We start from the raw sequence: 25,979 nt of genomic DNA, 5'->3' as shown, positions 1-25,979 counted from the left end.
TCAGGCCGCGGCGCGGGGCCGGAGCACGGCAAAGTAGCCCGGCACTCGGCTCTGCTCGGCCACCCCGGTGGCGGGGTTGGTCTCGATCGTCACGGCGCCGTCTCTGACGAGTTCCCAGTCTGCGGCAGGCATCGCTTTCTCGCGTTGCGCCGGACCGAAATGCCCGGGCATTGGCAGCTCGCGGATGGCCCGCTCCAGTGGCGCTGGAATACGACGGCCGGTGGCGCCCAGATGGGAAACGTACTGTACCGGGTTGCCGGCGAAGTTGGTCTCGGCCAGGAATACCGAGCCCTGCGGGCCGGCGAGGACGCGGAGATTGGCGGCCAGGGCCGCCTGGTCAGCGGGTGCCAAGACATGCAGCACCCCCCGGACAAAAATGTTGGCGCTCGGGCCGGGCACCAACCCGGCTGCCGCCCCCGCAGCCGTCATGTCACGTACTTCGAAGCGGACGTTGGGCAGCGCGGCCGAGTCTGCGGCCGCCCGGGATATGGCGTGTGCGGCGATGTCCACGCCGACCGCCTCGCTGAAGATGCCGGCGAGGGACCGCGTGAAACTTCCATGTCCGCACCCCACATCCACCACCGGCAGCGTGGGGTCCAGGTACTGCGCCAAAATCGCGCGGTAGCCCTCAAACTCGTGCTCGGACCCGGAATCCCACAACACTTCGCCGCCCGGTCCCGTGGTCCTGATGCCTGCCCAGTAGCGGTCCCAGGCCACCGGCCTGTCCTTCGGCGCCGACTTTGACAGCCGGATCAGCTGCGGCAGGAGCAGATATGTCTTGGCTCCTGCGATGGCTGCGCGGAGAGTGGACGATCGGCGCTTGGCAGGTTCTGCGGGGGAAGGCACCGCTCCAATATATGTCCGGATGGCCAGACACGCGTGCTGGTGGGTGCTGTTTGGTGCTCAGCCCGTCTGTTCAGGAGGTGCCGTCCGCGTCTGACGTCAGCCAGTCCAGCGCGTCAGGGCGTGAGGTGAAGAATCGGGTGGGGCACGGAGTCTTGCTGATACCGAGGATGAAGTTTGCCAGTACCTTGTCCACCGGCGAGGAGCCCAGCAGAGCGATCCGAGAAGCTTGGCAGGGTCTGCCAAAAACGGCGCGGGCTCCCCTGCTGACTTGGGCGGTTGTGGCCATGTCCACCACCATGGGGTGCCGTTCCTCGCCGCACATGTCATTGACGCGACGCATGGCGTCCTCGGCGTCCGCCTCCGTGATCGACGCTCCCCTGGGCCAAACAAGATGGAGGATGCCGTGGGCATCCATGGAGAGGTCTCCCTCGACCGGTTCCGCTGGCTGATCCGTCATGCTGCTCCTTCGCCGATTGCCCATGGAGCCCCCAGCCCCGCATCCCCCTACAATGTACTCAACTACCAGGGAAGGGGGGCATTGTGGCGGCTGACGTGCCGCGTGAGTTCCGCGCGCCCCGCACTGCCATTGTGGCGGATCCCGACGCCGACCGGCTGGCCTCTATTGCGGCAGCCCTCCGCGACGCCCACTACGCCGTGCGGACCACCGCCGACGCCCCTGGCCTGGCCGCGTTGCTGGCTGACGGGCAGCCCTCAGTGATTATTGCCGACTCCAGCGTGGACGTGCCCCGCTCGGAGGCCCCGGTCCTTGTCCTGGTTGACCTGGCCGAGGCCGCAGAAGTCGCTGCGATGGACCGTCCCGGCGTCCACGATTCCATTGCGAAACCACCGGCGCCTGCAGAGCTCGTGCACCGCGCCACCGCCCTCATCAGCTACGTCAGCCGCCGAAATACCGCGCGCCGGGAAACGGAAGCGCTTCGCGGCAGGCTCCGCCAGGTATCTGCCTCCGTCCGTGCCACCAACGATCCGCAACTCATTGCCGAGTACGTGGTGGCGGGTTTCGGCGAAACTTTCGGCGCCGATCGCGTGTGGTTGCGGACTTTTGAGGACCAACGCGTCCCAGCAATCACCGCCTCGTGGCATCGCCCCGGCCTGGCACCGGCGCCCGCAGGCACCCTGCCCAGTGACGTGGTGGCCCGCCAATTGGCAGACCACCTCTGGTCGCGGACCGAAAACATGACGACGGCGGGGGCCGACGAGTCCGCTGTGCCCGCCTTGGGCGAAGTGCCGCCGTCGAGCCTTCCGGAGGCCGCCTCAACCCTTGCCGTTCCCGTGGGTGAGGGGACGTCTTCGTTTGGCATCATCTGGATCGCCATGTTGGACGGGGAACGGTTGTGGTCAGGAACTGAACGTGGCTTGATCCAGCACGTTGCCGGCAACGCAGCCCACGGCCTCATCCAGAGCCACCTCATCAACAGCCAACTGCAGGTTCTCAAGCAACTGCGTCAACTGGACAAGGCCAAGACCGACTTCCTGGCCACCGTCAACCACGAACTGCGCACCCCATTGACCTCGATCATGGCGTACCTGGACATGATCCTGGAAGGTACCGATGAGCTGCCCCACGACGTACACCAGATGTTGGACATCGTGGTGCGCAATACCGAGCGGTTGCGGACCCTCATTGAGGACATGCTCAGCGTCTCGCACCTGGGCGTCGACGACAGCCTGCTGCACCGAACCCCGGTCCGGTTGGGCCAGACCCTAGACTTGGTAGCCTCCGCGCTCCGTCCCCTAGCCGAGCTGCAGAACGTCACCATTGCCCTGGACGCGGTGCCGGAAGATCCGGAAATCCTGGCCGACGAGGTCCAGTTGCAACGCGTCTTCACCAACCTGGTGTCCAACGCCATAAAATTCACCCCCAGTGGCGGCCGGATCGACGTGGGCAGCGAGTCGCACGCAGACGTCCACGGCAACCAGTGGGCCACGGTGAGCGTCGCAGATACGGGAATTGGCATTTCCACCGATGAAATCGACCACGTGTTCACCCGCTTCTACCGCGCTTCCAACGCTATTTCCGGCGAAATCCCGGGCACCGGCTTGGGCCTGGCGATCACCCGGGACATCGTTGCCCGGCACGGCGGACACATCGACGTTACCTCCACGTTGGGCGCCGGAACCACCGTGACTGTGAGCCTGCCCCTGGACGCCGACAACGTTCGGATCAACTAGACACGAAGGGAGCTCCTCATGTTTGCCGACGACGACGCCGCCCGCTTCGCACTGCTCCTGGAAGGAATCGTGCAGCTGGCGTCCGGCGATCTCAGCTCCCGAATCGAGATCTCCGAAAACCGCGATGAGCTCGACGCCATCATCATGGGCGTCAACCTCCTGGCCGAAGACCTCCAGGTCATCTACGCCGAACTGGAACAACGCGTCCAGGTCCGCACCCAACTGCTCCACGAAGCCCATCTGGAAATGCAGCAGATGGCCATGCAGGATGCCCTGACGCACCTGGCCAACCGCGCCGCACTCCTCGACGCCCTGCGGGCAGCCCTGACCACCCCGGCTGCTGCCGGCGAAGGGCCAGCGGTCCTGATGATGGACCTCGACTCCTTCAAGGCCATCAACGACAGCCTGGGCCACACGGCGGGCGACCAGGTCTTGGTGACCATTGGCGAACGCATCCGTGGCGCCGTCCGGGCTACCGACGTCGTGGCCCGGCTTGGCGGTGACGAATTCGCCATCCTGATGCCCACCGCAACCTTGGAGCAGGCCACCATTGTGGGGCACCGCATCCTGGCGGCCGTGAAGGAGCCCATCCAACTCGCTGGTCGGAACGTGCGCTGCGGGGCCAGCATCGGGCTCAGCGTGGGTGGCGGCGATCAAAACGCCGAAGACATGCTGATGGAAGCCGACGTCGCCATGTACGCGTCCAAGGCCGAGGGCCTGAACCGGCTCCACCGCTTTGAGCCCAGCCTGTTGCTGGTCCGCCGGCTGCGCACGCAACTGGTGGATGACCTGCGCACAGCCATCAGGAGCAGCGGCCTCACCTTGCATTACCAACCCGTGGTGGACCTGGTCACGGGCAAGATCGAAGGTGTCGAATCCCTCGTCCGGTGGAACCATCCTACCCGCGGGTTCATCATGCCGGACGAGTTCATTCCGTTGGCCGAGGAGGCCTTGCTCATCTCCGAGCTGGGGCTATGGGTACTCCGCGCTGCGTTGTCGCAACTGCGCAGCTGGCTCGACGCCGGCGTGGTGGATAGCTCCTTCACCGTGCGGATCAACATTTCGGCGACCGACCTGCAAAGCCTGCAGTTCATCGAGGACGTCCGGACTGTCCTGCGAGAGACGGGCGTCCGGCCCGAACAGGTGGTGCTGGAACTGACCGAAGTAGCGATCGTCAAGGGCAACGAGCTGGACCGATATTCCCTGGGCGGGCTGCGCGGCCTGGGCGTAGGGATCGAAATCGACGACTTTGGCACCGGCTACTCGTCCATCAGCTACCTGCGCCGGCTCCCGGTGGACCGGGTCAAGGTGGACCGGTCCCTGATTATTGGCCTGGGGACCGATCCCAGCCAACCCGCGCTGGTGGCGGCAGTGCTGCAGCTGGTCCGCGCCTGCGGCCTGGAAGCCGTCTGGGAGGGCGTGGAAACGGCTGAACAGGCCAAGATCTTGCGCGATCTAGGGTGCCTCAGTGCGCAGGGCTACTACTTCAGCAGGCCGGTCCCACCAGAGAACGTTCCGGCGCTCCTGGCCGCGCCACCGCGCGATTGTGCCCCGCAGTCCTGACCGTGCTGCAGTTTCCGCCGCGCCGGGATACGATCATCCTGCGGCCTGTGATTCTCACCGCCGCATCAGCAGGGGCAAGCACAACAAACCCACCGTGAATGTTCACGGTGGCCGTCGAGTCCATTGCTTCGTCAGAGGGGGCGTCGCTAGTGTCAGTTCGCGTACAAGCATGGGGCATCATCGCCACCGTCCTGTCGGATTCGGATCCTGCCGGAGCCGCCATCCGCCAGCGCCTGAGCAACAGCCTGGAGGAAAATCCAGGCGTCCCCGAGCGCGCACTGCTCGACTACTTCCTCGAAGCGAGGCGTCTGGATGCTGGGGCCACTGCCCAGTCTCAGGGCTCACACACCCTGACCGCACCGGCGCTGCCGCCGAAGATTGCCGAGCAGATGGACTCCATCCAGAGCATGTCCCGGATCAGCGCGCTGCTGGAAAACCAGATGCTCATGACCGCCTTCCAGCCCATCTACGGCCTGGCCCAGAATGACGTGGTGGGTGTGGAAGCCCTCTCGCGCTTCGTCAGCGACGACGGCGCCGCTGCCGAACTCTGGTTTGCCGAAGCTGCTGCCGTGGGGTTGGGCGCCAACCTCGAATTCTCCGCCCTCGGGTCGGCTGCCGCTGCTGCCCGAGACCTCGCCCCGCACCTGTACATTTCGCTGAACATTTCGCCCACGTCCTGCATTGACCCCCGGTTGCCGGAACTGTTCGCGCACATCGATCTCCCCATCAACCGCGTGGTGTTGGAGTTGACCGAAAGTATTCCTGATTCGGAATATGAACTGTTTGTCGCGGCCATCACGCCGCTGCGCGAGCAAGGACTGCGGCTCGCCGTAGACGAGACCCACTCCGGAGCCGGCGCCCTGAGCCGGATGATCCATCTGCGCCCCGACTTCGTTAAAGTGGGCCGCAGCGTGATTGGTGGCGTGGACACCGAACGCCTGCAGTACGCCCTTGCCGCCTGCCTGGTGGACTTCACCGAGCAGATCGGCAGCACTCTGGTGGCGCAGGGCATCGAAACTGAAGGTGAACTCGCTGCCCTCACCGAGCTGGGGATCAGCGCTGGCCAAGGCTACCTCCTGGGCCGGCCATCGGTCCGGCCGCAGGACTGGGCCACGTGGAGCAAAGCATTGGCAGCCCCCGAGCCCGAGCTCCTACCCACCGCGGCTGAGACCGAGACCAATGCTGGTGCGCCCAAGCCACAGCAGCTGCGCTGACCAGCTACGCCGCCCACTGTCCGCGATCCACCAGGACGGCCTTGAGCAGATCCGCCCTGTCGGTGACGATGCCGTCCACGCGAAGGTTCAACAGCCGGCGCATCTCGTCTGGTTCGTTGACGGTCCAGACATGCACCACCAGGCCCAGGCTGTGGGCCCGGCGGAGGAACGCGGGCGTAACCACCGTGAGCCCCCGGAAACGCACCGGTACCTGCAGCGCCTGAACCCCGCCCAGCACCCGCCGCATCAGGGGCCGGAAGGCGGCACCGGGCAGCACGGGTCCCAGCAGCGTGAAGAGCCCGTTGCCCAGGACCCCCGCTGAACCCGCGACCGGGCGACTGAGCAATTTCTGTACCGCCCGCCGTCGTCGATCGGAAAAACTCGTGACCAGGACGCGATCGTGGACGCCGTGGCGCTCAATGGCCTCAGCCAGGCTCGGCACCGACTGCCAGTCCTTGACGTCCAAGTTGAGCCGGGCTTGGGGTAGCTCAGTGACGAGTTCATCGAACAGCGGAATGCGCTCCACCCCGCCGATCCGCGCTGCGGCAACGTCCTGCGCCGTGAGCTCCGCAAGCTTGCCCCGCCCATCACTCACCCGGTCCAGGGTGTCGTCGTGGAAGAGGTGCAGCACGCCGTCCGCCGTGGTGTGGACGTCCGTTTCCAGGTACCGGTAGCCGAGGTCCGCCGCCGCCCGAAAAGCTGTCATGGAGTTTTCCAGCCCGGCACGCGAGAAACCGCGGTGCGCCATGGCTATGGGTATGGCTGCGGTGTCGGTAGTGCGGAAGAACGGCAGGGTCACAGGCCGAGCGTACCCGAGGGTCAGCCCTCGTGCGGCAAGATCTCCACGCCGTCGCTGCAGTGCAACAGCGTCCGGCCGCGGCCGCCGTCCAGAATGACCCAGACGGTGGTGTGATCCGCCGTTAGAGCATCCACCAGGCCGTCGGTGCTGAACCCGGGCGCCAGCAGCACGCTCACGCGCTGGCCCGGCCGCAGGTTTTTCCAGTGCGGCGCAGGGGTGGCGGCGCGTAGGGGCCGCTCGGCCAATGTGTGGTCCACGTTCTTTGCCATGGTGACGCCTAAGGTCGAAGGGGGATCTTCTTCTCCAACCTAGGGCGCAAAGGTAAACGTGGAATGAGCGCCAGCTGAACCCCAGCTGGGAAACGTTCGACGGCGGCCCGTCAGGACAGCGGAACGCCCAACTCAGCAAGCCGCGCCTCGAGGACCTGGGCCACGCCGTCGTCGTCGAAATGCGGCGCCTGCTGGCCGGCAGCGCGGATGGCGTCCGGATGCCCGCTGGCCATCGCGTACCCGTGGCCTGCCCAGCGGAGCATCTCGATGTCGTTGGGCATGTCACCGAAGGCCACCACATCCGCGGCGTCGATCCCCAATGACGCGGCGTAGCCCGCCAGGGTAACGGCCTTGTTCAGGCCCGGCCGCGAGAGTTCCAGCAGCGCAACCGACGGCGCGGAATGCGTCACCGAGGCCAGATGCCCGACGGCGGGACGCACCTGGGCAAGGAACTCGTCAGGGGTGCCCTCCCGAACAATCGCCAGGAACTTCACCACGGCGTCGGTGCTCTTGAGCGTCTCGCTGAGTGGTTTGGGATCGAACCCGCCAAGGAGTTCGCTCGATTCGTCCTCGAGGAAGCCCGGTTCCAGCTGGAAGCCGTCCAGAGTTTCCACCGCAAACCTGGCCGTGGGCCGGAGTTCCTTGATGATGGTGCGGGCTGCCAGGACGTCGGCGAGATCCAGCGCCTGCGAGGAGACCACTTTGTCCGCTTCGAGGTCCCAGACCACTGCCCCGTTGGAGCAGATGACGGTGCCGGCGTGGCCCAACTGATCCTGCAGGGGCGAGAGCCAGCGCGGCGGCCGGCCGGTCACGAAGACCAGCTCCACCCCAGCGTCCCGGCACGCGTGGAAGGCGCGGACAGTGCGGTCGCTGATCTTGCCGTCGTGGCCAAGGATCGTTCCATCAATGTCACTTGCTACCAGCCGCATCCTGCCAGTCTACGTGGGTTGGCGAAACGGCTGGCCTTCAGTGCACCACCCGGTACCTGATGTGCGTGACCAGGCCACTGCCGCTGACCTCCATGGGCTCGAGCGTGATGTCCGGGACGCCGTCCAGCAGCCGTTCGCCACCGCCGAGGAGCACGGGCGCCATGTGCAGCCGAAGCTCGTCAATCAGCCCTGCGGCCAAGTACTGCCGTGCGGTGCTGGCACCACCAGCGATCGCCACGTCCTTGCTGCCGGCCGCAGCCCGGGCACGCACCAGGGCTGCCACGATCCCCTCATCGACGAAGTGGAAGGTGGTGCCGCCCGACAGCACCAACGGCTCGCGGGGTTCGGTGGTGAGGACATAAACGGGTGCATGGTACGGCGGCTCTTCACCCCACCAGCCCCGCCACGATGCGTCCCGGTCCCCCGGGCCCGCAAACATGTTCCGGCCCATGATGTACGCGCCAGCGGCCAGGATCCCCGCCCGCTCGGACTCGTGTTGGTCCGGCTCTTCGAACATCCACCGGTGCAGGCGTTTACCACCAACACCCATGGGCTGCTCGAGGCTCTGCTCGGGTCCGGCGACGTAGCCGTCCAGGGAAATCGTCAAATCACACGTGACGCTGCTCATGCCCCCATGATGCCACCCCAACCGCCCCGACGGACTGGCCGCCGCAGATGTCGATCCGTGTCCTTTCGTGACGCCCCGCGACGCCAGATTGAGCCCGCGCGACGCCCCGTGACCGTGCGCGTCCCGCGCCGTTGTGGGCCCCGGGCGGGCTCCGTACTCTCGATTCAGCATCCCCCACCGAAGGAATCCTCATGTCAGCATCCCCGGACAAGAGTCCGCAAAGTTCCACCCGAATCGTGGCCGGTCAGGCCGCCCCCAAGCGTCCCCTGGGTCTGAAGATCGGCATCGCCGCCGCCGTCCTGTTGCTGGCCGGCGGCGGAGTAGCCGTGGCCTCAGCGGTCAACGCCAACAACACCGCGCCGGCAGCGGAAGCCGCCCCGGCAGGAAACCCGGCCGCTGAGCTGCGGCTTGGTTACTTCGGCAACGTGACCCACGCGCCCGCTTTGGTGGGCGTCAGCCAGGGCTACCTCGCGGACAACCTGGGCAGCACCAAGCTCAGCACCCAGGTGTTCAACGCCGGGCCGGCCGCCATTGAGGCGCTGAACGCGGGCGCCATCGACGCCACGTACATCGGCCCCAACCCGGCCATCAACTCGTTCGTGAAGAGCCAGGGCGAGTCGATCTCGATCATCGCAGGGGCCGCCGCCGGTGGCGCCCAACTGGTGGTCAAACCTGAGCTCAATTCCGCTGCTGACCTGCGCGGAAAGACCTTGGCTACGCCTCAGCTCGGCGGCACCCAGGACGTTGCGTTACGCGCCTGGTTGGCTGCGCAGGGCTACAAAACCAACGTGGACGGCAGCGGCGATGTGGCCATCAACCCCACCGACAACGCGCAGACCCTCAAACTGTTCCAGGACGGAAAGCTCGACGGCGCATGGTTGCCCGAGCCCTGGGCCTCGCGCTTGGTACTGACCGCCGGAGCCAAGGTGCTGGTGGATGAAAAGGACCTCTGGGACGGTTCCCTGACCGGCAAGCCGGGCGAGTTCCCCACCACCATCCTGATTGTTAACAAGAAGTTCGCGGCCGAGCACCCCGATACCGTGAAGGCACTCCTCAAGGGGCACGCCAAGTCCGTTGACTGGCTCAACACCGCTTCCGCCACGGAGAAGGCCACCGTCATCAACGCCGCCTTGAAGGAAGCCGCCGGCGCCGAACTCAAGGCGGACGTGATCGAGCGGTCGCTGAAGAACATCGTGTTTACCACGGATCCGCTGGCTGGCAGCTACCAGAAGCTCCTCGCGGACGGCGTCACTGCAGGAACCACCAAGCAGGCCGACATCAACGGGATCTTCAACCTCGCTCCCCTGAACGAAGTTACGGGCGAGAAGATCTCCGCGGCGGGCTTGGGCAAGGACTGACCACACCGCCGCTGTACCTGCTTTTCCGTCAGCACCGTACCCGCCTCTCCACCAGTGGTGAGGGCGGGTACGGCGCGTTTCGGCTCAGCTGCGCGGTGCTGCGTCCAGTTCCGCGCGCGACGGCGGGTTGGCGCCGGACCGTGAAACAGTGATCGCGGCAGCGCGCGCGGCCTCGGCCAGGAGTTCGGCAAGCCCTTCGGCCGGGAGCGCCCGCAGCGCGTCCCGGTTCTGTGCCCCCGCCAAGCCACGATCCACCACGCCGGATACCAGTGCGGCCATGAACGAATCCCCTGCACCAACGGTGTCGGCAATGTCCACCTTGGGTGCCGGGAACTCCGCTTCACCCGCAGCGTTGACGCCCCAGGGCCCTGCGGCGCCGCGGGTCACCACCACCAGGGCTGGCCCCTCCGAGCCGCCGTTTGAGCCGCCCAGGGCCAGCCATTTCCGTGCGGATTCCAGCACGTCCTGGCCCGGGTACAGCCACTGCAGGTCCTCGTCCGAGGCCTTGACCACGTCGGCGAGCGCCACGAACTTCTCGGTCTGTTCCCGCGCAAAGTCCACGTCCGTGATGATGCTGGGGCGGCAGTTGGGATCGAAACTGATGGTAGCGGACGGGTGGGCGTGCTCGACGGCGGCCAACACGTCGGCTGCGCCCGGTGCCAGCATCGTGGCAATGGAGCCGGTATGCAGCAGGGTGGTGCCCTGCAGCATGAAGGCGAGCCGGTCGGCCAGGCCGGGCAGCTCCCAGGCGAGGTCGAACGTGTAGGTGGCGGCGCCGTCGTCGTCAATCACGGCGGTTGCCACGCTGGTGGGCAGCTCGTCCGGGGCCTGCGGCAGCATCACGGAGCTGGCGCGCAAATGCGCGGCCACCGATTCGCCGTACGCGTCCTTGCCGTAGCGGCCAATGAACTGCACCGGGTGATCGAGCCGGGCCAGGCCCACCGCGACGTTGAGCGGGCTTCCGCCCACGTGGACTTCGGTTCCGGAGGCGCGCTGGACTACGTCGACGAGGCCTTCGCCAATAACTGTGAGCATGGCCATACTCTGCCAGATTTGGCCGCTTTGGACGTACTGGGTGTCGCCAGAACTCCGGGAGGATTGCCCGAACCGTCGTAAAAACTCCGGGAGGGTTACGCCAGGAGCGACGCCACAAGCTCGCGGCAGCGCACATAGGCTTCGGCGGCGGAGTCGATCAGGGCGAAGTGGTCACCTGGGACGCTGACGAACATGGCAGGAACCGGACCTGACTGGCTGGCGTCCACATAGCTGGTGGACATGACCGTGGGGACGGTGGTGTCGTCCTCGCCATGCACGGCGTAGACGGGCACGGCCAGCGGCAAGGCGGCCATGGGGTCGGCGAGGCGGTGCCGCTCCGGGAAGTCCGACGACGTCCCGCCCAGCAGGTTGTCCACCGCACCGTTGCTGAGGTTGAGTTTTTCCGCCTCGGCAAGGTTGAGCACGCCGGACTGGCTGACCACCCCTGTCAGTCGAACTGCATTGGGTGAGCTGGCGAGTCGTGCCAGCTCCGCGTCGTCAGGTCCTGCCAACCCCAGCCCTGCAAGCCGACCCCGGCCAGCCGCCCACACGGCGAGCTGCCCACCCGCGGAATGGCCCAGCGCCACCACTTTACCCAGATCAAGGGAGTGCAGCGTGGACAGCTCGCGCAGCTTGTCCACGCCGGTCAGGACGTCAAGGAACGTCTGCGGCCAGCCGCCGCCATTGCCCATGCGGCGGTACTCAAGGTTCCAGGCGGCGAAGCCTTGTTCGGCCAGGTCTTGGGCCAGTGGAACTCCAAGCTCCGCGCCGTATTGCGAGCGCCAGTAACCGCCGTGGATGACCACCACTACGCCGGCGTGCTGCTCATGTGGTGCGAGGTCAGGCAGGAACAGCTCACCCCACTGGCTCGGATCCGCCCCGTACTCGTAGCGGTGCCGCTGCACGGTGAACTGAGGCAAAGGATCCTCCCGGAGGCCAGGGTTTGCGGTGGCGGGATCTAAGCCGGGCTGGCTGGTGGGGGTGCACGCAGCCAGCCCGGCCGCCGACGTCGCGAAAACGAGGAACGCGCGACGCCTGAACCCAGTCATCTGCTGAGACTACAGGGGGGTGCCTGGCAGATGAGTGGGGAACTAGGCCGCAGCTGAGGGGTGCAGTCACGGCGGGACGGGTTGGCGGCCCGGGATCGGGAGGGGATTATGCTGTGGCCAGGCGGGCGTGAACGTCCGCCACCGACGGGTACGCTGCCTGCGTGCCCTTGGCCGTGGTGGCCAGGGCAGCTGCAACGGAGGCAAACGTGGCGGCGGCAGCAAGGGAATCCCCGGCAGCGAGCCTGACAGCCACCGCACCGGTGAATGCATCGCCGGCTCCGGTGGTATCCACGGCATTCACAGTGGTCGGAGCAATCCGAGTCACCTGGCCGGCACCAGGAGCAGCGCCAGCATCGCCAACGGAGTCCAGCACCATGGAGCCGGCCGAACCCAGGGTCACCAGGATCCGCTGCACACCGTGCTCGGCGAAGCGCAGCCGGACAGCGTCCCAGTCCGCCAACGCTCCGTCGGGCCCGGGCACGTCCGAATCCAGGAACAGTGCTGCCTCGTGCGCGTTGACCAGCAGCACGTCGGTAAGGCCGGCCAGGGCTGCGGGGATTTCCGCGTACGGCGAGAGGTTCAGCAGGACTGTTGCGCCGGCGTCGTGCCCTGCCTGTGCCGCGGCGGTCACGGTCTCCATCCCCACTTCGAGGCACAGGCTCACGACGGCGGCGCCCGCCATCGCCGCAGAGGCACCCGCCACGTCGGCGGGGGTCAGGCTGCCGTTGGCACCGGCGGAGATGATGATGTTGTTTTCGCCGCTGGCGTCCACGGCAATGACCGCCACACCAGTTGGCTCCGCGGCGTTGCGCACGTGCTGGATGTCCACACCGGCGCTGGCAACAGAGTCGCGAAGCATCGCGCCGTTGGAGTCCTCGCCCACCGCGCCCACCAGGCTGACCTGGCCCCCCAGCTTGCCGGCGGCCACGGCCTGGTTGGCGCTCTTGCCGCCAGGGTTCACGGCGAAACCATTGCCGTGCACGGTCTCGCCGGGTTGCGGCAGCCGCTCACAGTAGATGGTCAGGTCCGCGTTCAGGGAGCCTACGACGACGATCCGGCCAGCGGTGTTTGTTGCGGCGCTCATGCGGTCACCTCAGCCTCAACCGGCTTGGGGATCAGCATCGAGGCGGCAAACGCGGCGACGGTGAGGACCAGTCCCACCACGATGACGGTGAGGTAGGAGGCCCTGGCATCGCCAAGGGACGCGGTGGCAACGAGCACCGCGGGAAGGATCAGGAAGCTGAGGCCGGCGCCCAGGTTGAAGGCACCCGCGTTCATGCCGGGCAGGAAGCCGGGGTTGCCTGCGGGCGAGAGGACCACGCCGAGTCCGTTGAGCATGATGTTGACGGTACCGGCGTACATGATGCCCAGCAAGACAGTGCCAACAATCATCATGGGCAGGCTGTTCAGGCCGAAGAAGGCGATGATCGCCAACGCCACCACGCTGCCGGCCAGGCCAATGCGCAGCACCTTGGTGTAACCCCACACCGGAGCCAACCGGCCACTGAGTGGGCCAAAGAGCCAGCCCAGCAGCGCGTAAGGCGTCAGGATGAGCAGCGACATCTCGGTGGGACCAACGCCGAAGCCGGGATCGGCAGCCTGCACGAAGGCCGGGACAATGCCGTTGATGACGGCGAAGATACCGGTCATGGTCAGCGTGGTGGTGAGCAGCGGAGCCCACGTAGCGCGCTGGCGGAGGTGCACCGTTTCCACCATGGGCGTCTTGGTGCGCTGTTCGGTCCGCCAGAACGCGTAGAACGCAGCGACGGCCACCACAATCAGGAAGAGGCTCAGCAGCAGGGTGCCGCTGGAGAAAGCGCCCACCAGCTTGGCGCCCTCGTTGAGGGCAGTCAGCAGGGCGCCAACGGCGATCACAATGAAGAAGACACCCAGCCAGTCCATGGTGGTACCGGCAGCAGGCTTGCTCTCGGTGGCCAGGAAGGCGATCAGGGCCGTGGCCACCAGGGCCAGGACAACCATCAACCAGAAGATGCTGCGGAAACCGTAGTGCTCCGCGAAGTAGCCACCCACAAAGGAGTCCAAGCCAGCAACGCCACCGTTCACGGCCGTAATGAGGCCCATCAGGGTGCCGTACTTGCGGGGGTTGCTGACGGCGGAGCGCAGCATGATGAGGCAGAGCGGCACGGTGGGGCCGCTGATGCCCTGGATGATCCGGCCCACGAAGAGCCAGGTCACGTCCGGTGCAAGCGCGGCAATGACCGAGCCGACGGCCATGAGCAGCATCATGCCGAGCAGGACCTTTTTGCGGCCGATGATGTCGCTTAGGCGGGGCAGGAAGAGGGAGAAGAGCGCTGCAGCGGTAAAGAACCACGTCTGGGACAGGCCAATGACGGCCTGGTCGGCGTTGAGTTCCTTGCCCATGGTGACCAGGGCCGGGCTGAGCATCGAAGCGTTGAGCTGGAACGCCACACAGGCGGCCAGCAGGGCTGTCATCAGTGCGGCAACGTTGCCGCGGCTGGTGGGGGTGGAAACGGTGGTGGACAACTTACTTGGCCTCTCCGGTGGAAACGGACGCGCTGACTGAGGTGCCGCCGTCGAACGGGTCACCAATGCGGATCAGCGCGTCGGTGACGAGATCCCAGAAGCGGGCGTGATCGAGGTCCACTGCCACGCTGGTGTTGCAATCGGCCGGTGCCGGGGCGCGGAAGTCCGCAACGGTCATGCCCAGGGTGAGCTTGCCCTGGAGTTCGATGTCAACGGGGACTTTGCGGGTGGTGACGATACTGGGATCAATGACGTAGGCCACGGCGCAGGGGTCATGCACGGGCGGGTAGTCGAAGCCCTGGGCGTCCTTGTAGGTTGCGGCGAAGAAGTCCATCAGTTCCCGGACGAACCTTGCCGGTCCGGTGCCGATCGCGGCGATCTTTTCGACAACTTCGGGGGTGGCGAGCGCCTGGTGGGTGAGGTCCAGGCCCACCATCACCACGGGCCACTTCTCGTTGAAGACAATGTGCGCGGCTTCGGGATCGATGATGATGTTGAACTCGGCCACGGCGCTCCAGTTGCCCACGTGGTAGCCGCCGCCCATGAGGACAACTTCCTTGACCCGCTCCACGATGCGGGGTTCCTTGCGGGCGGCCATGGCGATGTTGGTCAGGCCTGCGGTGGGAACCAGGGTCACGGTGCCGGGCTCGTGCGCCATGATGGTCTCGATGATGAGGTCGACGGCGTGGCGGGGGTCCAGTTCAATGGTGGACTCGGGCTGCGCGGGGCCGTCCATGCCGGACTCGCCGTGGATGTCCGGCGCCGTTTCGATGGCGCGGACCAGCGGGCGGTCGCAGCCGGCAGCGAAGGGGACGCCGGTGATGCCGGCAATGGTGCCCACGGACAGGGCGTTGCGGGTGACTTTTTCGAGCGTCTGGTTGCCGACCACCGTGGTGACGGCCAGTAGTTCGATGTCCGGGTTGCCGTGCGCCAGCAGCAGCGCCACCGCGTCATCGTGCCCGGGATCGCAGTCAAGGATGATCTTCTTGGCTGCGGACTGGGGGTTCAATGCCATCTCAATTTCTCCACGTCATTGGGGCCTGCGGGGGGCAGGTCGATTCAGGTTCAGGAGACGATCATGACATTGGACACAGCACAACGTCAAGCGCTTGACGTTAGCCGAGGTCAAGCGCTTGACGCCATGCGCTGGCTGGGCTCCGCGCAAGCCCGTACCATCGTGGTATGGATCCGGCGAAGCAGGGGCAACAGCCAGCACGAACCCGCCCCACCAGGCGGACGACGGCGGCCATGGTCGCCGAGCAGGCGGGGGTCTCGGTTGCCACCGTCTCGCTGGTGGCCAATGGCAAGACGGCGGGCCGGGTCTCCGCGGACAACCTCGCCAAGGTCCGGGCAGCCATCGACGAGCTTGGCTACGTGGTGGACGGCATCGGCAGTTCACTGGCCAAGGGCGTTAGTTCCATCGTCATCCTGGTGGCACCCGATATTTCCAACCCCTTCTTTGCCAAGGTCATCAGCGGCGTCCGCGAAGCGCTTGGCGCCGACTACCAACTGCTGCTGTCCGTCACCGACTCCGGCCAGTTTCCACTGGCCGCAGACGTGCGCCGGCTCATGTCGCTGCGCCCCGCGGGATTGCTGGTGGATGCGCCCAACTCCAGCTTTCTGGCGGACCTCTCCATTTCCGGACCACTGGTGCTGCTGGACGCCCCCGGGCTGGCGGAGTTCGCGCCGGCCGTCAACCTCGATGTGGCGCACGGCGCCCGCCAACTCGCCGCACACTTGGCCGCCCAGGGGCACCGCCAGGTGGCCTATGTGGACAGTGTGACAGGCACCGAGACCTTCGCGGTCCGGCGTGCGGCTTTCCTGGCCGAGGCCGCAACCTTGGGAATTGAGGTGGCTGCCGAGCATACGGTGGAAACCACCATCGACGTCGGCGCTGCCGCGGCTGCCTTCGCCGCCGCGTGGCCTGATTGGCAGCGCGCGGGTGTGACCGCCGTCGTCTGCAGTACTGATACGCACGCCTACGGCGTGCTGCAGGAGGCGCGGGTGGCTGGCGTCCGCATTCCGGAAGAGCTGGCGGTGGCAGGCTTCGATGACCTGCCCTATTCGGCCACGAGCAGCCCCGGCCTCACCAGCGTGCACCTACCGGCAGCGCCCCTGGGACTCGAAGCGGGCGCCCTCCTGCGCCGGCTGATGCAAGGCGAGGTGCTGGAGCGGGCAGAGGTCACGCTGGAGAGTTCGCTGGTGGTGCGCGGGTCCACGTCGGCGGGCGCAATCTAGCGTTGCAGTTCCGGCAGCTTGTCGCACCCCGGCCGTAAGCTGGGTCCATGCCGACTAACTGGGAGGGCTTGGACGCCCCGCTCCGCGAATCCGTGGCGCACAATGTGGAGATCTATACCCGCGTTCGGCCTGCCCTGAAGCGTGTAACCCGGGACGTCCTGCTGATCATGCGGGACATGCTCAAGGACACCGAAGTCACACCCTTGTTCGTCACGGGACGGACCAAGTCTGTGGCCTCGTTCCGGGAGAAAATTTCGCGGCTGGAGCCGCCGTTGGAACCAGGCGGAGCTCCAACGTTGAAGTTCCCAGACCCGTTCCGCACCCTGAACGACATGGTGGGCGTCCGAATCATCACCAAGCTTCCAACGGAGAACGCGGCGGTGGCCAACCTGATCAAGCGGCAGCGGCAGCTCTTTGACTGCCGTGGCGACCGGGAAAAGGACATTGGCTCCATCGAATCAGGCACCTACGGTTATTCGAGCCGGCACCTGATCCTCCGCACCATCCAGAATGATGCCGTCAAGGAGTACCAGCAGGAGTTCAACCCGGACATCCAGCCCAACGGCAGCTACTTCTTCGAGTGCCAGATCCGCACGGTTTTCGCGCACGCGTGGAGCGAGATTGAGCATGACATCCGTTTCAAAGCTGAGGACCCCCGCGCCTGGACACCGCACTTTGACCGTCAGTTCACTGCCACGGCTGCCATGCTGGAAACCGTGGAGACTGCCTTCGCGGACCTGCACGAAAGCTACGAACAGGTGCGCAGCTACTGGGACATGGAGGGCGAGGGGGCTGCACCACTGACCCCCAACCGGATCCGGGACGTCTGGCGCACCCTCCTGCCGCATGTGGACCGGAAGGTGGATGACGACTGGGGCTGGGCCGCGGAGCTGATGGCCGCGCACGGACTCAACCAGACCGTCCAGCTGGCCGGGCTGCTGAGCGCCAACCGCATCACCGAGGTCCGCAAGGCCCTCGACCACCGCTACTCCCCCGGCCCCGACCGGCTCCTTGATGACCTGCTGCTCTGGCAGTACGGCACCGACCATATCGATCTCACCGCGGAAGCGCCCGACGCCGTCCCACACCCCAGGCGCGACAGCCTCCAGCGGCGGCTGAAACAGATCGAGCGCTACCGACTGACGAAGAAGTAGGGCACATGGCCAGCAGTGAATGGCAGATTCTCAGCTCCCACGCCCACCAACTGGGCGAAGGCCTCCGGATCATTGGGGGCACGGTCCACTGGGTGGATCTGCTTCGTGGTGAGCTGTACGCGTGGTCGCCGGAGTCCCAACCTCAGGCAGCCTTGGTGCAACATCACTCGGTGCCCCTAGGCGTCGTGGAGCAGGACGCTTCTGGTCATCTGATCGGGGCACTGGGTACCGGGATCGCGGATTTGACGGACCCCAACGCCCCGCAGATGCTGGCAACAACCGGGCTCGATAGCGCGCGGCACCGGGTCAACGACGGCAGCTTCGCCCCAGATGGAACGTTCTGGTTCGGCACCATGGTCCATGACGAGTCAGCGCCGGAGGGCTCGGTCTGGCGTTGGGATCCGGTCTCCGGCGACCTCCGGCAAGTCCTGACGGGTATCGACATCCCGAACGGCCCAACGTTCCTCCCCGACGGTTCTGTTTTAGTGGCCGACTCAGCTGCCGGCCGGATCCTGCGCACCACCCTCGCGGACCCGGCCTCAACTGAACTGTTTGCCGAGGTGCCGGGCGGGTCGCCGGACGGCATGCACGTTGACGCCGCAGGGCGCGTCTGGAATGCGGTGTGGGGCGGGTCCCGCCTCGATATCTACTCCGCCGACGGCGACATTCTCGGCTCGGTTCCGATGCCGATGTCTCAGGTCACCAGCGTCCTGGTGACTGACGGCGTTGACCCCCTGGTGGTCGTCACCAGCGCCGCAGTTGGCCTCGCGGCACCAGGACCCTTCGACGGGCACACCCTGGCCGCGCCGTTGCACCACGTTTTTCCCGCCTCTTAGTCGCTGGCGAACGCTGGCGAGTCCCGCGCCACGAGGACCCTGACTGCCGCTGGCAGAATGTCCACCGTTGCGGGCAGGCTGCCCACCCATTCGCCGTCGGCGTACACGTTCAACGGCCTATCCGCGCTGATGGTGACGACGGTGCCGCGACTGGACGTGACGCCCGGCTGCCCCAGATGGCTGCCGGTGAATGCACGCAGGAAAGTGGTGACAACGCGCGGGATTGACGTCCGGCCCAGGCTGACCACATCCAGCAGGCCGTCGTCGGCCCTCGCCGCAGGGCAAATGCGGAGTCCGCCGCCGTATTGGCCCACGTTTCCCACTGCCACAAACCACCCCGGCGACGATGTCTGCCTGCCATCGGTGGTGACGGTGAAGGTCACGTCCTGCCAGCCACGGAACGCCTTCAGCCCACCATAGAGATAGCTCAGGGAACCGAGATTCAGCGCGGTGCTGTTGCCGTATTCGTTGGCGAGGCCGTCCAGGCCTACGTTGGCAACGCCGAGGAACGGGTGGCCGTTGAGCAGGCCCAGATCGGTGGGACGGACCACCAACCGCGGGATTTTTTGCACGGTGCGGACCGGGTCCGAGCCAAGCCGGAACCTGCGCACGGTGTCGTTCCCGCGCCCGCCGGCCAGGGGCAGCAGGACGGCACCCGACGCACTGGCACCTGTTGCTGCTGCGCCGAGGAATCCGTCTCCGCCCAGGGCTGCCACCAGGGTTCCTGATGGCGCTTCCCGTGCACTGGCTGTTGCCCCCGCGAGGCTGTCTGTCACCACGATTCTCGGCGCGTAGCCGGCAACCCGGAGTGCCTCGGCAACCGCAGGATAGAGCCTCGAGGCTCGACCACGGCCAGCGGCCGGATTTACCAGCAACAGCGCCCCGCCCCGTGCCGACAGCGTCACCGGGCCACTCCCCGCTCCTGGCGCATGGCGCCTCGTGAACTGTTCATGGCACCCATTCTCACCGCACCCTGCCGCCGTCGTCCGTCTCGACGCGGCGCCACCGACAAAAGCTGGGAGGACGGTGGGAATTCCTGCAAGGACCACGCAAGGGGGCTTGAGCAAGTGCTCTGAATTCATTAATAGCTTTTCGCACCACTCCTTGATGCAGGTTTTACACACTGGGGACAACAGTTCGTCGAGCGTTGGAGGATCCAATGACCATCACGTCAGAAACCGCAGTGGAGTCCCCCTACCTGACCGTCACGGCAGGTAGGGACGCGCAGCCAGCCACCCGCCGCGCCTCCATCGCGTGCGTCATCCCCGCCTATAACGAGGAGGAAAGCATTGCCGAGGTGCTGACCGCCCTGCTGGCCCAGACCCGACTCCCCGACGTCATCCACGTGGTCATCAACAACACCGACGACGAAACCTTCTACATTGCCCGCGAATTCGCCGGCCCGCACCAGCGGACCTACCGCGACACCACCCAGTTCACCGAAGTATTCGTGCACGACATCGGCGTGAACAAGGCCAAGAAGGTTGGCGCCCTCAATTACGGCTTCGCCCAGGTCAGCGAGGACTTCGACTACTTCCTGGGCGTGGACGGCGACACCGTGGTGGACCAGTACGCGGTGGAAACACTGGAACAGGAAATCCTCAGCGATCCACGGATCGGCGGAATCTCTGCCATCTACACCGTTGAAGAGACGGCAAAGAAGGGCCTCACCGCCCGTTTCCTCACCGCCGGCCAGCGCGCCCAGTTCGCCGCCTTCAACATGGACAACCTGCTCCGCGGCCGCAACATGGCAGTCCTGGGCGGACAGTGCTCCCTGCTCTCCATGACCGCGCTGAAGAACGTCATGGTGGACAACCGGCAATCCACCCCCTGGGTCAAGGATTCAGAGGTGGAGGACTCACTCTTGTCCCTGCAGATCAAGAACCTTGGCTACGCCACCAAGATCTCCGCCTCGGCCCGTGCCTCCGTGGGCGGCATGAACACCCTCCGGTCCCTGGACGGCCAGCAGGTCAAGTGGAACTACGGCGCCATCGACCTGATGTGGCCGGGCCAGCGCAGCAACACGCCGGGCCAACCGCTGCACCCCAACCTGCGGCTGCGCTGGAGCGAGAACATCTCCATGGTGATCAACATCCTCACCCGGATCTCGTTCATGATGCTGCTGGCCGCGTCCCTCAGCATCCATGCCTACGTGTTCTACCCCGTATGGCTGATCCCGCCGGTGGTAGCGATCCTGCTGAACCTCCGCATTGCCCTGTCCATCAAGGGAAAGTCCGGCCGGGACATCGCCTTCGCCCTGCTGGCCTTCCCCGCCGAAGCGTATCTCTGGCTCCGGATGGGCCACTTCGTCAGGGCCTGGTCCAAGTTCTTCGCCAGCACCCAGACAGACAACTGGGCCGCGCAAGCCCGCGCCGAACGCGGATCCGGCTCTGCCCACCTGATGCCCGCCGTGGTCCTGGCCGTGGTGGCAGCCGGAGTGGTATTCGCCTGGCTCGAGATGCCCGTTGACCTCCGCTCCGCCATCCTGTCCATCGGCTGGCCCATCCTGTACATCACCACCATGGTCCAGACGGTCTTCATGCTCCGCAAGACCCTCCGCAGCCACCGCGGTTTCCACTCCTGAGCTTCGCCAGCCACCACCCGATCCGCCCAGCCCTCCCGTCCTAAGGAACCACCCCCATGGCCTCCACCGTCGTTGCTGCCCGCACCACCCGCCGTCGTACGTTCACCGCCCTGCTCCCGGCACTGGCGCTGGCCTCGGTTCTGGGCCTCAGCGGCTGCTCGCTCCCCGGCCTGCCCGGACCCACCGGGGCGCCGGCAGCAGAGACCACCAGCGCCGCGGTGCCGGAGCAAGCCGCCGCCGTGACACCCATCGTGGCCACCCCCGTCACCCCAAATGACCTGGCCACCGGCTCGGCCAGCCACACCCTGGGCGCCGCGGAGAACCAGCTGGTGGTTGACTACTGGACCGCCGAAAAGGCCACCGCGTGGACTGCAGCAAGCACCCCGATCGTCCAGGTCAGCGCCAAAGTGGTGGGCTCCACCGGCGGCCGCAGCATCAAGATCACCCGGTTCAACGCCCGGGTGGACTCGCTGAACACGGTCCTGGCCAACGACACCGGCGACTTCGCCATCGACGCGCCCCATGCCTATTGGTCGGCACTGCAGATCCCCGCCAACCCCGGTGCCACCAGCACCCGAGTGGTCTTCACCTTCGACCTGCTGACCGAAACGGCCGCCGGCACTGGCGTGTTCACCCGACAAACGGTGATGGACTCACTCACCATCGGCTACGCTGAACCGGCCCCGCAGACAACTCCCCAGACCACCAACTAGGACTTGCCATGAACGCACCCACCGCAGTGGTCATCGAAGACGATCCGGACATTTGCCGCCTGATCGGCATCGTCCTGCAACGTAGCGGCTTCACCGTCCACACCGCCGCCACTGGACCAGCCGGGGTGGCTGCGGCGCAGGAGCTACAGGCTGCGCTCATCACCACCGACATGGACCTGCCAGGCTTCTCCGGCCTGGAAGTCATCCGCCAGATCAGGTTGTTCAGCGAAGCTCCAGTATTGGTGATCAGCGCCAGCGAGGACCCAGACTGCCCCGAAACCAGCAAGGACGCAGGCGCGACCGGCTTCTTCGGCAAGCCGTTCCACCCGCGGGAACTTCAACGCCACGCCCAGGACCTGCTGCGGGCGGCTTCGTAGGGGACGTTGTTGGGGCTGGTTGGCTCCGCGGTCAGTTGGGGCCATTGGTGGAACGGGTTGGGTCCGCGGGGCCGCTCCCTCGCACGAATCCTAAGCTTGTTCGCAGCTCCTAACCTTCAAGGCCAGGTTTCGCGAACAAGCTTAGGACCGGAGCCGGCGGCACCCACCAGACCGACACAACGGGCCCTTGAGCCGGGGTGGTGCCGGCTGACAGTGGCCCGAAAACCTTCGTGGGAATATTGTCTGAGTGCAATCAGTTATGAGTACATTCACTAATTGCAGAGCAGTATCCGCATCTAGTGAAAACCTCAGACACCCCACGAAAGGCCCCTTCAAATGCAGACACTTACCGGAGCAGTTGTCCTGGTCACCGGCGCGAACGGCGGCATCGGCACCCACTTCGTCAACGAAGCCTTGGCCCGCGGCGCCAGCAAGGTCTACGCCACAGCCCGCACGCCACGCAGCTGGGACGACAAGCGGATCGTGCCCCTGACCCTGGATGTCACCGACCCCGTATCGATTCGCGCCGCAGTTGAGGCGGCCGGAGACGTCACGGTGTTGATCAACAACGCGGGCGCCTCGGTAGCAAGCCCCGGCATCCTCACCCATACTGACGCGGAAATCAGGACCAACGTCGAGACGAACTTCCTGGGCCCGCTGTTCCTCGCCCGAGCGTTCGCCCCAATCCTCTCGGCGAAGAAGGAATCGATCCTCATCGATATCCATTCCGCGATGAGCTGGTACGCCGTGGGCGGCATTTACAGCGCCACCAAGGCGGCCCTGTGGTCGGCCACCAACTCCCTGCGCTTGGAACTCGATCCCCAAGGCGTGCACGTAGTAGGCGTCCATGTTGGCTACGTCGACACCGCCATGGCCAAGGACGCCGCCACCACCAAGATGAACCCAGCGGACCTGGTCGCCAAGGTACTGGATGCCGTCGAGGCCGGCGACTACGAGGTCCTTGCCGATGAAACGTCGGTGCAGCTCAAAGCCGGACTCAGCGCTCCGATCGAAGCTCTCTACCCGCAGCTCGTCAAGGGCTGAGGACCGGCGCAACGCAGGATCCAGGATTGCGTCGCGGCACGGAAATCCAACCGTTGCCGCGACGCGTTCCAGCCATAACAGGGCGTCGCTGACGCCACAGTCCGCCTCCACACCAGAGCCCCACCGAAGGAGCATCGCCCCATGCGCGCATTCGTCATTACCAAATACAAGGAACCCCTGCACGAAGCCCAGGTTGCCGAGCCGGCGGTCGGCGAGCGCGACGTACTGGTGCAGGTCCAGGCCGCCGGGCTGAACCAGTTGGATGACAAAATCCGGCTGGGAGAGTTCAAGCAAATCCTTCCCTACAAACTTCCCTTGACCCTCGGCAACGATGTTGCGGGCACCGTGCTGCGCGTTGGCGCCGCGGTGACAAGGTTCAAGGCCGGCGACGAGGTCTACGCCCGCCCCGACAAGGACCGGATCGGCACGTTTGCCGAACGGATCGCAGTCGCTGAGCAGGACCTGGCCCTGAAACCCAAGACCGCCAGCATGGTTGAGGCCGGCTCGCTGCCCTTGGTGGCCCTCACCGCCTGGCAGGCCCTCGTTGAGCGGGGCAAGGTCCAGCCAGGGCAGAAAGTCCTCATCCACGCTGGTGCCGGCGGGGTCGGGTCCATCGCCATTCAGCTTGCCAAGCATCTCGGCGCTACCGTCGCAACCACCGCCAGCACTTCCAACGCCGATTTTGTCCGCGGGCTCGGTGCCGACGTGGTGGTGGACTACCGCACCCAGGACTTTGAGGAAATCTTGAACGGATACGACGTGGTGCTCGACAGCCTGGGCGGGGAGAACCTGGAAAAATCACTGCGCATCCTCAGACCCGGAGGGAAAGCCATCGGGATCTCCGGCCCACCAGACCCGCAGTTCGCCAGCCAATCAGGCTTTAACCCCCTTCTCCGCCTGGCCATCACTGGGCTGAGCAGCAGGATTCGTCGGCAGGCGAAGAAGCTGGGCGTCAGCTACGAATTCCTGTTTATGCAGGCCAGCGGCGACCAGCTCCGTCAGATCAGCGCCCTGGTTGACTCCGGCGTGCTGCGCCCGGTGGTAGGAAAGGTTTTCGCCTTTGACCAAGCACCTGAAGCGCTGCAATCCCTGGCTGCAGGCGGTTTTAGGGGCAAGGCCGTTCTGTCCGTCAGTTCCTGAGACAGGACCCACGTCGATATACTCAATATTGAGTACAGTCAGTTAGAGTCCAGAGGAAGCCATGCCAGCCACATCCCAGCAGCCCGGACGGCGCGAACGGAACAAGCAGGACAAACTGGACCGGATCACTGCCGCAGCCAGCGAGCTCTTCGCTGAACATGGGGTGGACGATGTCACCACGCAGCAGATAGCTGACAAAGCCGATATCGGTACCGGGACACTATTCCTCTATGCCAAGACCAAAGGCGAGCTCCTACTGCTGGTGCAGAACACGCACTATGCAGCGGCGCTGCAGCAGGGCCAGGCTGACGCGAAAACCATGCCCGACCCCCTCGGCGCGGTCATGGCCATTGTGGGTCCCGTCGTGGAGTGCAACCGCAAGCAGGTGGACAATGGCCGCACGTACTTGAGGGAGATGGTGTTCGGCGACCCCACTGAACCCCGCCACGGCGAGGCCTTGACCATCGTGGCGCATACGGAGGCCGCCGTCGCCGAAGTACTGGGACGGGACCAACGGATGGGGGCAGACGACGCCGCAACCACCGCGCACATCATCTCTGCCATCATGTTCCTCAGCATGGCCGCCACCGCGAATGCCAGCCTGGACATCGGGAAGATCCGCCAGGACATCGAGGCCCAGATCAGCGTGCTGATCCAGGGCAGCCAAGCCTAGACTTCGCCGGCCAACGCTTCTCGCTGCGCTGCCATCCGGTAACCGAACCCATGAACTGTTTCCACCCAGCGGGGATTGGCCGCAGAGTCCCCCAGCTTCCTGCGCAGGTTGGCCACATGGACCTGGATGGCCTGCTCATCCGCATCACGGCCAAATGATTCCGCAACGGCCACGCCGCCGTGCAGGATCTGGGCCAGTTCATCCTTAGCCCGGACCACCCTCCCGCCGCTGAGCAGCGCGTGCAGGAGTGCGAACTCAGTGGCGGTGAGGTTCCGTTCGGCGCCATCCACCTCTACCGTCCTGGTCAGCAGGCTCAACCGGAGTCCGTTGTGCTCAAAGACCTGCGGCTCGAGTGGTTCCAGTGCGGTGACCGCAACCGGGGCCGAGTTCGCCAGCGGAGAATCGGTGAGGCTGACGGAGTCGCTGCGAAGCCTGGGCCGGCGCAGCAGCGCCTCCACGCGGTGCCGTAACTCTCGGGGCCGGAAAGGCTTGGTGATGTAGTCATCGGCGCCGGCGTCGAGTCCCAGCAACGTGTCCGCTTCCTGGGTCCGCGCCGTGACGATCAGCAGGTAAGCGTTGCTGATCAGCCGGATACGGCGGGCCACCTCAAAACCATCAATATCCGGCAGGCCGAGGTCAAGGATGACCACCTGCGGGTGCAGCTCCTTGACGGCTGCAACGCCCTCCAACCCGGACCGGTACGAGTACACCTCGAACCCGGCTTCCCGGAAGATCGTCGCAAGAACTTCGCGGATGTCCGCGTCGTCTTCGACCACCACCACAGTTCGTGTTTCCACCGCCAGTCCCGTCCCGGATCCACCGACGGCTCCGGCCC

26 protein-coding genes are annotated in these 25,979 nt (G+C 65.8%); 13 read left to right on the top strand and 13 right to left on the bottom strand.

Features of this window, described 5'->3' with window-relative positions; all coding sequences use genetic code 11:
* Entirely contained in the window at window positions 1–846 is an 846-nt protein-coding gene (locus tag PSET11_RS00680) for a class I SAM-dependent methyltransferase (RefSeq protein ID WP_377946652.1), read from the bottom strand.
* Between the two features lie 70 nt (window positions 847–916).
* Window positions 917–1,303 carry a DUF7793 family protein gene (locus PSET11_RS00675; RefSeq protein ID WP_124089745.1) on the bottom strand — a complete coding sequence of 129 codons (387 nt, stop codon included), beginning with the start codon at window positions 1,301–1,303 and terminating at the stop codon, window positions 917–919.
* 83 nt (window positions 1,304–1,386) lie between these two features.
* Between PSET11_RS00675 and PSET11_RS00670 the strand changes: the two genes are divergently transcribed.
* From PSET11_RS00670 to PSET11_RS00660, 3 genes are all read left to right on the top strand, one after another.
* On the top strand, window positions 1,387–3,036 hold the full coding sequence (locus tag PSET11_RS00670; protein WP_124089744.1) for a sensor histidine kinase: 1,650 nt from the start codon (window positions 1,387–1,389) through the stop codon (window positions 3,034–3,036).
* Between the two features lie 18 nt (window positions 3,037–3,054).
* A complete protein-coding gene (locus tag PSET11_RS00665; protein WP_124089743.1) occupies window positions 3,055–4,599 on the top strand; it encodes a putative bifunctional diguanylate cyclase/phosphodiesterase in 1,545 nt (514 codons plus the stop codon).
* Between the two features lie 149 nt (window positions 4,600–4,748).
* Window positions 4,749–5,813, top strand: coding sequence for an EAL domain-containing protein (locus PSET11_RS00660; protein WP_238988974.1), 1,065 nt, complete (start codon window positions 4,749–4,751; stop codon window positions 5,811–5,813).
* A gap of 4 nt (window positions 5,814–5,817) precedes the next feature.
* Here PSET11_RS00660 and PSET11_RS00655 read toward each other — a convergent pair whose 3' ends face one another.
* The 4 genes from PSET11_RS00655 to PSET11_RS00640 all read right to left on the bottom strand — a co-directional run bounded on the left by PSET11_RS00655 (window position 5,818) and on the right by PSET11_RS00640 (window position 8,438).
* Window positions 5,818–6,612, bottom strand: coding sequence for a glycerophosphodiester phosphodiesterase family protein (locus tag PSET11_RS00655; protein WP_238988973.1), 795 nt, complete (start codon window positions 6,610–6,612; stop codon window positions 5,818–5,820).
* Between the two features lie 20 nt (window positions 6,613–6,632).
* Window positions 6,633–6,881: a hypothetical protein gene (locus tag PSET11_RS00650; RefSeq protein WP_124089739.1), complete on the bottom strand. Its 249-nt coding sequence runs from the start codon at window positions 6,879–6,881 to the stop codon at window positions 6,633–6,635.
* Window positions 6,882–6,991: 110 nt separating this feature from the next.
* Complete coding sequence (locus PSET11_RS00645; protein WP_124089736.1) at window positions 6,992–7,810, bottom strand: HAD family hydrolase; 819 nt, start codon at window positions 7,808–7,810, stop codon at window positions 6,992–6,994.
* A gap of 37 nt (window positions 7,811–7,847) precedes the next feature.
* Complete coding sequence (locus PSET11_RS00640; RefSeq protein WP_124089734.1) at window positions 7,848–8,438, bottom strand: dihydrofolate reductase family protein; 591 nt, start codon at window positions 8,436–8,438, stop codon at window positions 7,848–7,850.
* A 191-nt stretch (window positions 8,439–8,629) separates the two neighbouring features.
* Here PSET11_RS00640 and PSET11_RS00635 point away from each other — a divergent pair, with 191 nt between their 5' ends.
* Window positions 8,630–9,796 (top strand): ABC transporter substrate-binding protein, encoded by a 1,167-nt coding sequence (locus PSET11_RS00635; RefSeq protein ID WP_124089732.1) that lies wholly within the window; start codon window positions 8,630–8,632, stop codon window positions 9,794–9,796.
* Window positions 9,797–9,880: 84 nt separating this feature from the next.
* On the opposite strand, the gene PSET11_RS00630 is transcribed toward PSET11_RS00635, so the two are convergent.
* The 5 genes from PSET11_RS00630 to uriH form a co-directional block, all read right to left on the bottom strand.
* Window positions 9,881–10,831, bottom strand: a complete 951-nt coding sequence (locus PSET11_RS00630) for a carbohydrate kinase family protein (protein ID WP_124089730.1) — start codon at window positions 10,829–10,831, stop codon at window positions 9,881–9,883.
* A gap of 95 nt (window positions 10,832–10,926) precedes the next feature.
* On the bottom strand, window positions 10,927–11,880 hold the full coding sequence (locus tag PSET11_RS00625; protein WP_203415859.1) for an alpha/beta hydrolase family protein: 954 nt from the start codon (window positions 11,878–11,880) through the stop codon (window positions 10,927–10,929).
* Between the two features lie 106 nt (window positions 11,881–11,986).
* Window positions 11,987–12,964 (bottom strand): ribokinase, encoded by a 978-nt coding sequence (locus PSET11_RS00620; RefSeq protein WP_124089728.1) that lies wholly within the window; start codon window positions 12,962–12,964, stop codon window positions 11,987–11,989.
* Window positions 12,961–14,385 carry a uridine transporter UriT gene (uriT, locus tag PSET11_RS00615; protein ID WP_238988972.1) on the bottom strand — a complete coding sequence of 475 codons (1,425 nt, stop codon included), beginning with the start codon at window positions 14,383–14,385 and terminating at the stop codon, window positions 12,961–12,963. The genes PSET11_RS00620 and uriT overlap by 4 nt, the downstream gene beginning before the upstream one ends.
* A 1-nt stretch (window position 14,386) precedes the next feature.
* Complete coding sequence (gene uriH / locus PSET11_RS00610) at window positions 14,387–15,400, bottom strand: uridine-preferring nucleoside hydrolase UriH (RefSeq protein WP_124089726.1); 1,014 nt, start codon at window positions 15,398–15,400, stop codon at window positions 14,387–14,389.
* A gap of 233 nt (window positions 15,401–15,633) precedes the next feature.
* On the opposite strand from uriH, the gene PSET11_RS00605 reads away from it, so the two are divergent.
* From PSET11_RS00605 to PSET11_RS00595, 3 genes are read left to right on the top strand one after another with little or no spacing between them, the layout of a single operon-like run.
* Window positions 15,634–16,623 (top strand): LacI family DNA-binding transcriptional regulator, encoded by a 990-nt coding sequence (locus PSET11_RS00605; protein WP_124090385.1) that lies wholly within the window; start codon window positions 15,634–15,636, stop codon window positions 16,621–16,623.
* 47 nt (window positions 16,624–16,670) lie between these two features.
* Window positions 16,671–17,777 (top strand): GTP pyrophosphokinase, encoded by a 1,107-nt coding sequence (locus PSET11_RS00600; RefSeq protein WP_124089724.1) that lies wholly within the window; start codon window positions 16,671–16,673, stop codon window positions 17,775–17,777.
* Window positions 17,778–17,782: 5 nt separating this feature from the next.
* Complete coding sequence (locus PSET11_RS00595) at window positions 17,783–18,613, top strand: SMP-30/gluconolactonase/LRE family protein (protein WP_124089722.1); 831 nt, start codon at window positions 17,783–17,785, stop codon at window positions 18,611–18,613.
* On the opposite strand, the gene PSET11_RS00590 is transcribed toward PSET11_RS00595, so the two are convergent.
* A complete protein-coding gene (locus tag PSET11_RS00590) occupies window positions 18,610–19,518 on the bottom strand; it encodes a diacylglycerol/lipid kinase family protein (protein WP_160118935.1) in 909 nt (302 codons plus the stop codon). The two genes, PSET11_RS00595 and PSET11_RS00590, sit on opposite strands and share 4 nt — an antisense overlap.
* Before the next feature lie 254 nt (window positions 19,519–19,772).
* Between PSET11_RS00590 and PSET11_RS00585 the strand changes: the two genes are divergently transcribed.
* From PSET11_RS00585 to PSET11_RS00560, 6 genes are all read left to right on the top strand, one after another.
* Window positions 19,773–21,197, top strand: coding sequence for a glycosyltransferase family 2 protein (locus tag PSET11_RS00585; RefSeq protein ID WP_124089718.1), 1,425 nt, complete (start codon window positions 19,773–19,775; stop codon window positions 21,195–21,197).
* Between the two features lie 56 nt (window positions 21,198–21,253).
* Complete coding sequence (locus PSET11_RS00580; RefSeq protein ID WP_124089716.1) at window positions 21,254–21,910, top strand: hypothetical protein; 657 nt, start codon at window positions 21,254–21,256, stop codon at window positions 21,908–21,910.
* Between the two features lie 8 nt (window positions 21,911–21,918).
* Complete coding sequence (locus tag PSET11_RS00575; protein ID WP_124089714.1) at window positions 21,919–22,287, top strand: response regulator transcription factor; 369 nt, start codon at window positions 21,919–21,921, stop codon at window positions 22,285–22,287.
* A 336-nt stretch (window positions 22,288–22,623) separates the two neighbouring features.
* Window positions 22,624–23,331 carry an SDR family oxidoreductase gene (locus PSET11_RS00570; RefSeq protein ID WP_124089712.1) on the top strand — a complete coding sequence of 236 codons (708 nt, stop codon included), beginning with the start codon at window positions 22,624–22,626 and terminating at the stop codon, window positions 23,329–23,331.
* Window positions 23,332–23,472: 141 nt separating this feature from the next.
* On the top strand, window positions 23,473–24,471 hold the full coding sequence (locus tag PSET11_RS00565) for an NADP-dependent oxidoreductase (protein ID WP_124089709.1): 999 nt from the start codon (window positions 23,473–23,475) through the stop codon (window positions 24,469–24,471).
* A 61-nt stretch (window positions 24,472–24,532) separates the two neighbouring features.
* The gene (locus PSET11_RS00560) at window positions 24,533–25,144 is read left to right on the top strand and encodes a TetR/AcrR family transcriptional regulator (RefSeq protein WP_124089707.1); all 612 of its coding nucleotides are present in this window, start codon (window positions 24,533–24,535) and stop codon (window positions 25,142–25,144) included.
* Here the strand turns inward: PSET11_RS00560 and PSET11_RS00555 are convergent.
* Window positions 25,141–25,941: a response regulator transcription factor gene (locus PSET11_RS00555; protein WP_238988971.1), complete on the bottom strand. Its 801-nt coding sequence runs from the start codon at window positions 25,939–25,941 to the stop codon at window positions 25,141–25,143. The two genes, PSET11_RS00560 and PSET11_RS00555, sit on opposite strands and share 4 nt — an antisense overlap.
* Window positions 25,942–25,979 lie beyond the last annotated feature (38 nt).

The sequence above is a fragment of the Arthrobacter ulcerisalmonis genome, from assembly GCF_900609065.1.
GTDB lineage: Bacteria > Actinomycetota > Actinomycetes > Actinomycetales > Micrococcaceae > Arthrobacter > Arthrobacter ulcerisalmonis.
The sequence above is the reverse complement of the archived record's forward strand: the minus strand, read 5'-3'. Positions and strand labels throughout refer to the sequence as shown.

Excerpts from the sequence above, each read along its gene's own strand:
- PSET11_RS00630 (WP_124089730.1), bottom strand. The coding sequence starts at position 10,831 with ATGCTCACAGTTATTGGCGAAGGCCTCGTCGACGTAGTCCAGCGCGCC.
- PSET11_RS00640 (WP_124089734.1), bottom strand. The coding sequence starts at position 8,438 with ATGAGCAGCGTCACGTGTGATTTGACGATTTCCCTGGACGGCTACGTC.
- PSET11_RS00585 (WP_124089718.1), top strand. The coding sequence starts at position 19,773 with ATGACCATCACGTCAGAAACCGCAGTGGAGTCCCCCTACCTGACCGTC.
- PSET11_RS00565 (WP_124089709.1), top strand. The coding sequence starts at position 23,473 with ATGCGCGCATTCGTCATTACCAAATACAAGGAACCCCTGCACGAAGCC.
- PSET11_RS00570 (WP_124089712.1), top strand. The coding sequence starts at position 22,624 with ATGCAGACACTTACCGGAGCAGTTGTCCTGGTCACCGGCGCGAACGGC.
- PSET11_RS00625 (WP_203415859.1), bottom strand. The coding sequence starts at position 11,880 with ATGACTGGGTTCAGGCGTCGCGCGTTCCTCGTTTTCGCGACGTCGGCG.
- PSET11_RS00675 (WP_124089745.1), bottom strand. The coding sequence starts at position 1,303 with ATGACGGATCAGCCAGCGGAACCGGTCGAGGGAGACCTCTCCATGGAT.
- PSET11_RS00620 (WP_124089728.1), bottom strand. The coding sequence starts at position 12,964 with ATGAGCGCCGCAACAAACACCGCTGGCCGGATCGTCGTCGTAGGCTCC.
- PSET11_RS00665 (WP_124089743.1), top strand. The coding sequence starts at position 3,055 with ATGTTTGCCGACGACGACGCCGCCCGCTTCGCACTGCTCCTGGAAGGA.
- PSET11_RS00575 (WP_124089714.1), top strand. The coding sequence starts at position 21,919 with ATGAACGCACCCACCGCAGTGGTCATCGAAGACGATCCGGACATTTGC.
- PSET11_RS00595 (WP_124089722.1), top strand. The coding sequence starts at position 17,783 with ATGGCCAGCAGTGAATGGCAGATTCTCAGCTCCCACGCCCACCAACTG.
- PSET11_RS00645 (WP_124089736.1), bottom strand. The coding sequence starts at position 7,810 with ATGCGGCTGGTAGCAAGTGACATTGATGGAACGATCCTTGGCCACGAC.
- PSET11_RS00580 (WP_124089716.1), top strand. The coding sequence starts at position 21,254 with ATGGCCTCCACCGTCGTTGCTGCCCGCACCACCCGCCGTCGTACGTTC.
- PSET11_RS00560 (WP_124089707.1), top strand. The coding sequence starts at position 24,533 with ATGCCAGCCACATCCCAGCAGCCCGGACGGCGCGAACGGAACAAGCAG.
- uriH (WP_124089726.1), bottom strand. The coding sequence starts at position 15,400 with ATGGCATTGAACCCCCAGTCCGCAGCCAAGAAGATCATCCTTGACTGC.
- PSET11_RS00600 (WP_124089724.1), top strand. The coding sequence starts at position 16,671 with ATGCCGACTAACTGGGAGGGCTTGGACGCCCCGCTCCGCGAATCCGTG.
- PSET11_RS00635 (WP_124089732.1), top strand. The coding sequence starts at position 8,630 with ATGTCAGCATCCCCGGACAAGAGTCCGCAAAGTTCCACCCGAATCGTG.
- PSET11_RS00605 (WP_124090385.1), top strand. The coding sequence starts at position 15,634 with ATGGTCGCCGAGCAGGCGGGGGTCTCGGTTGCCACCGTCTCGCTGGTG.
- PSET11_RS00650 (WP_124089739.1), bottom strand. The coding sequence starts at position 6,881 with ATGGCAAAGAACGTGGACCACACATTGGCCGAGCGGCCCCTACGCGCC.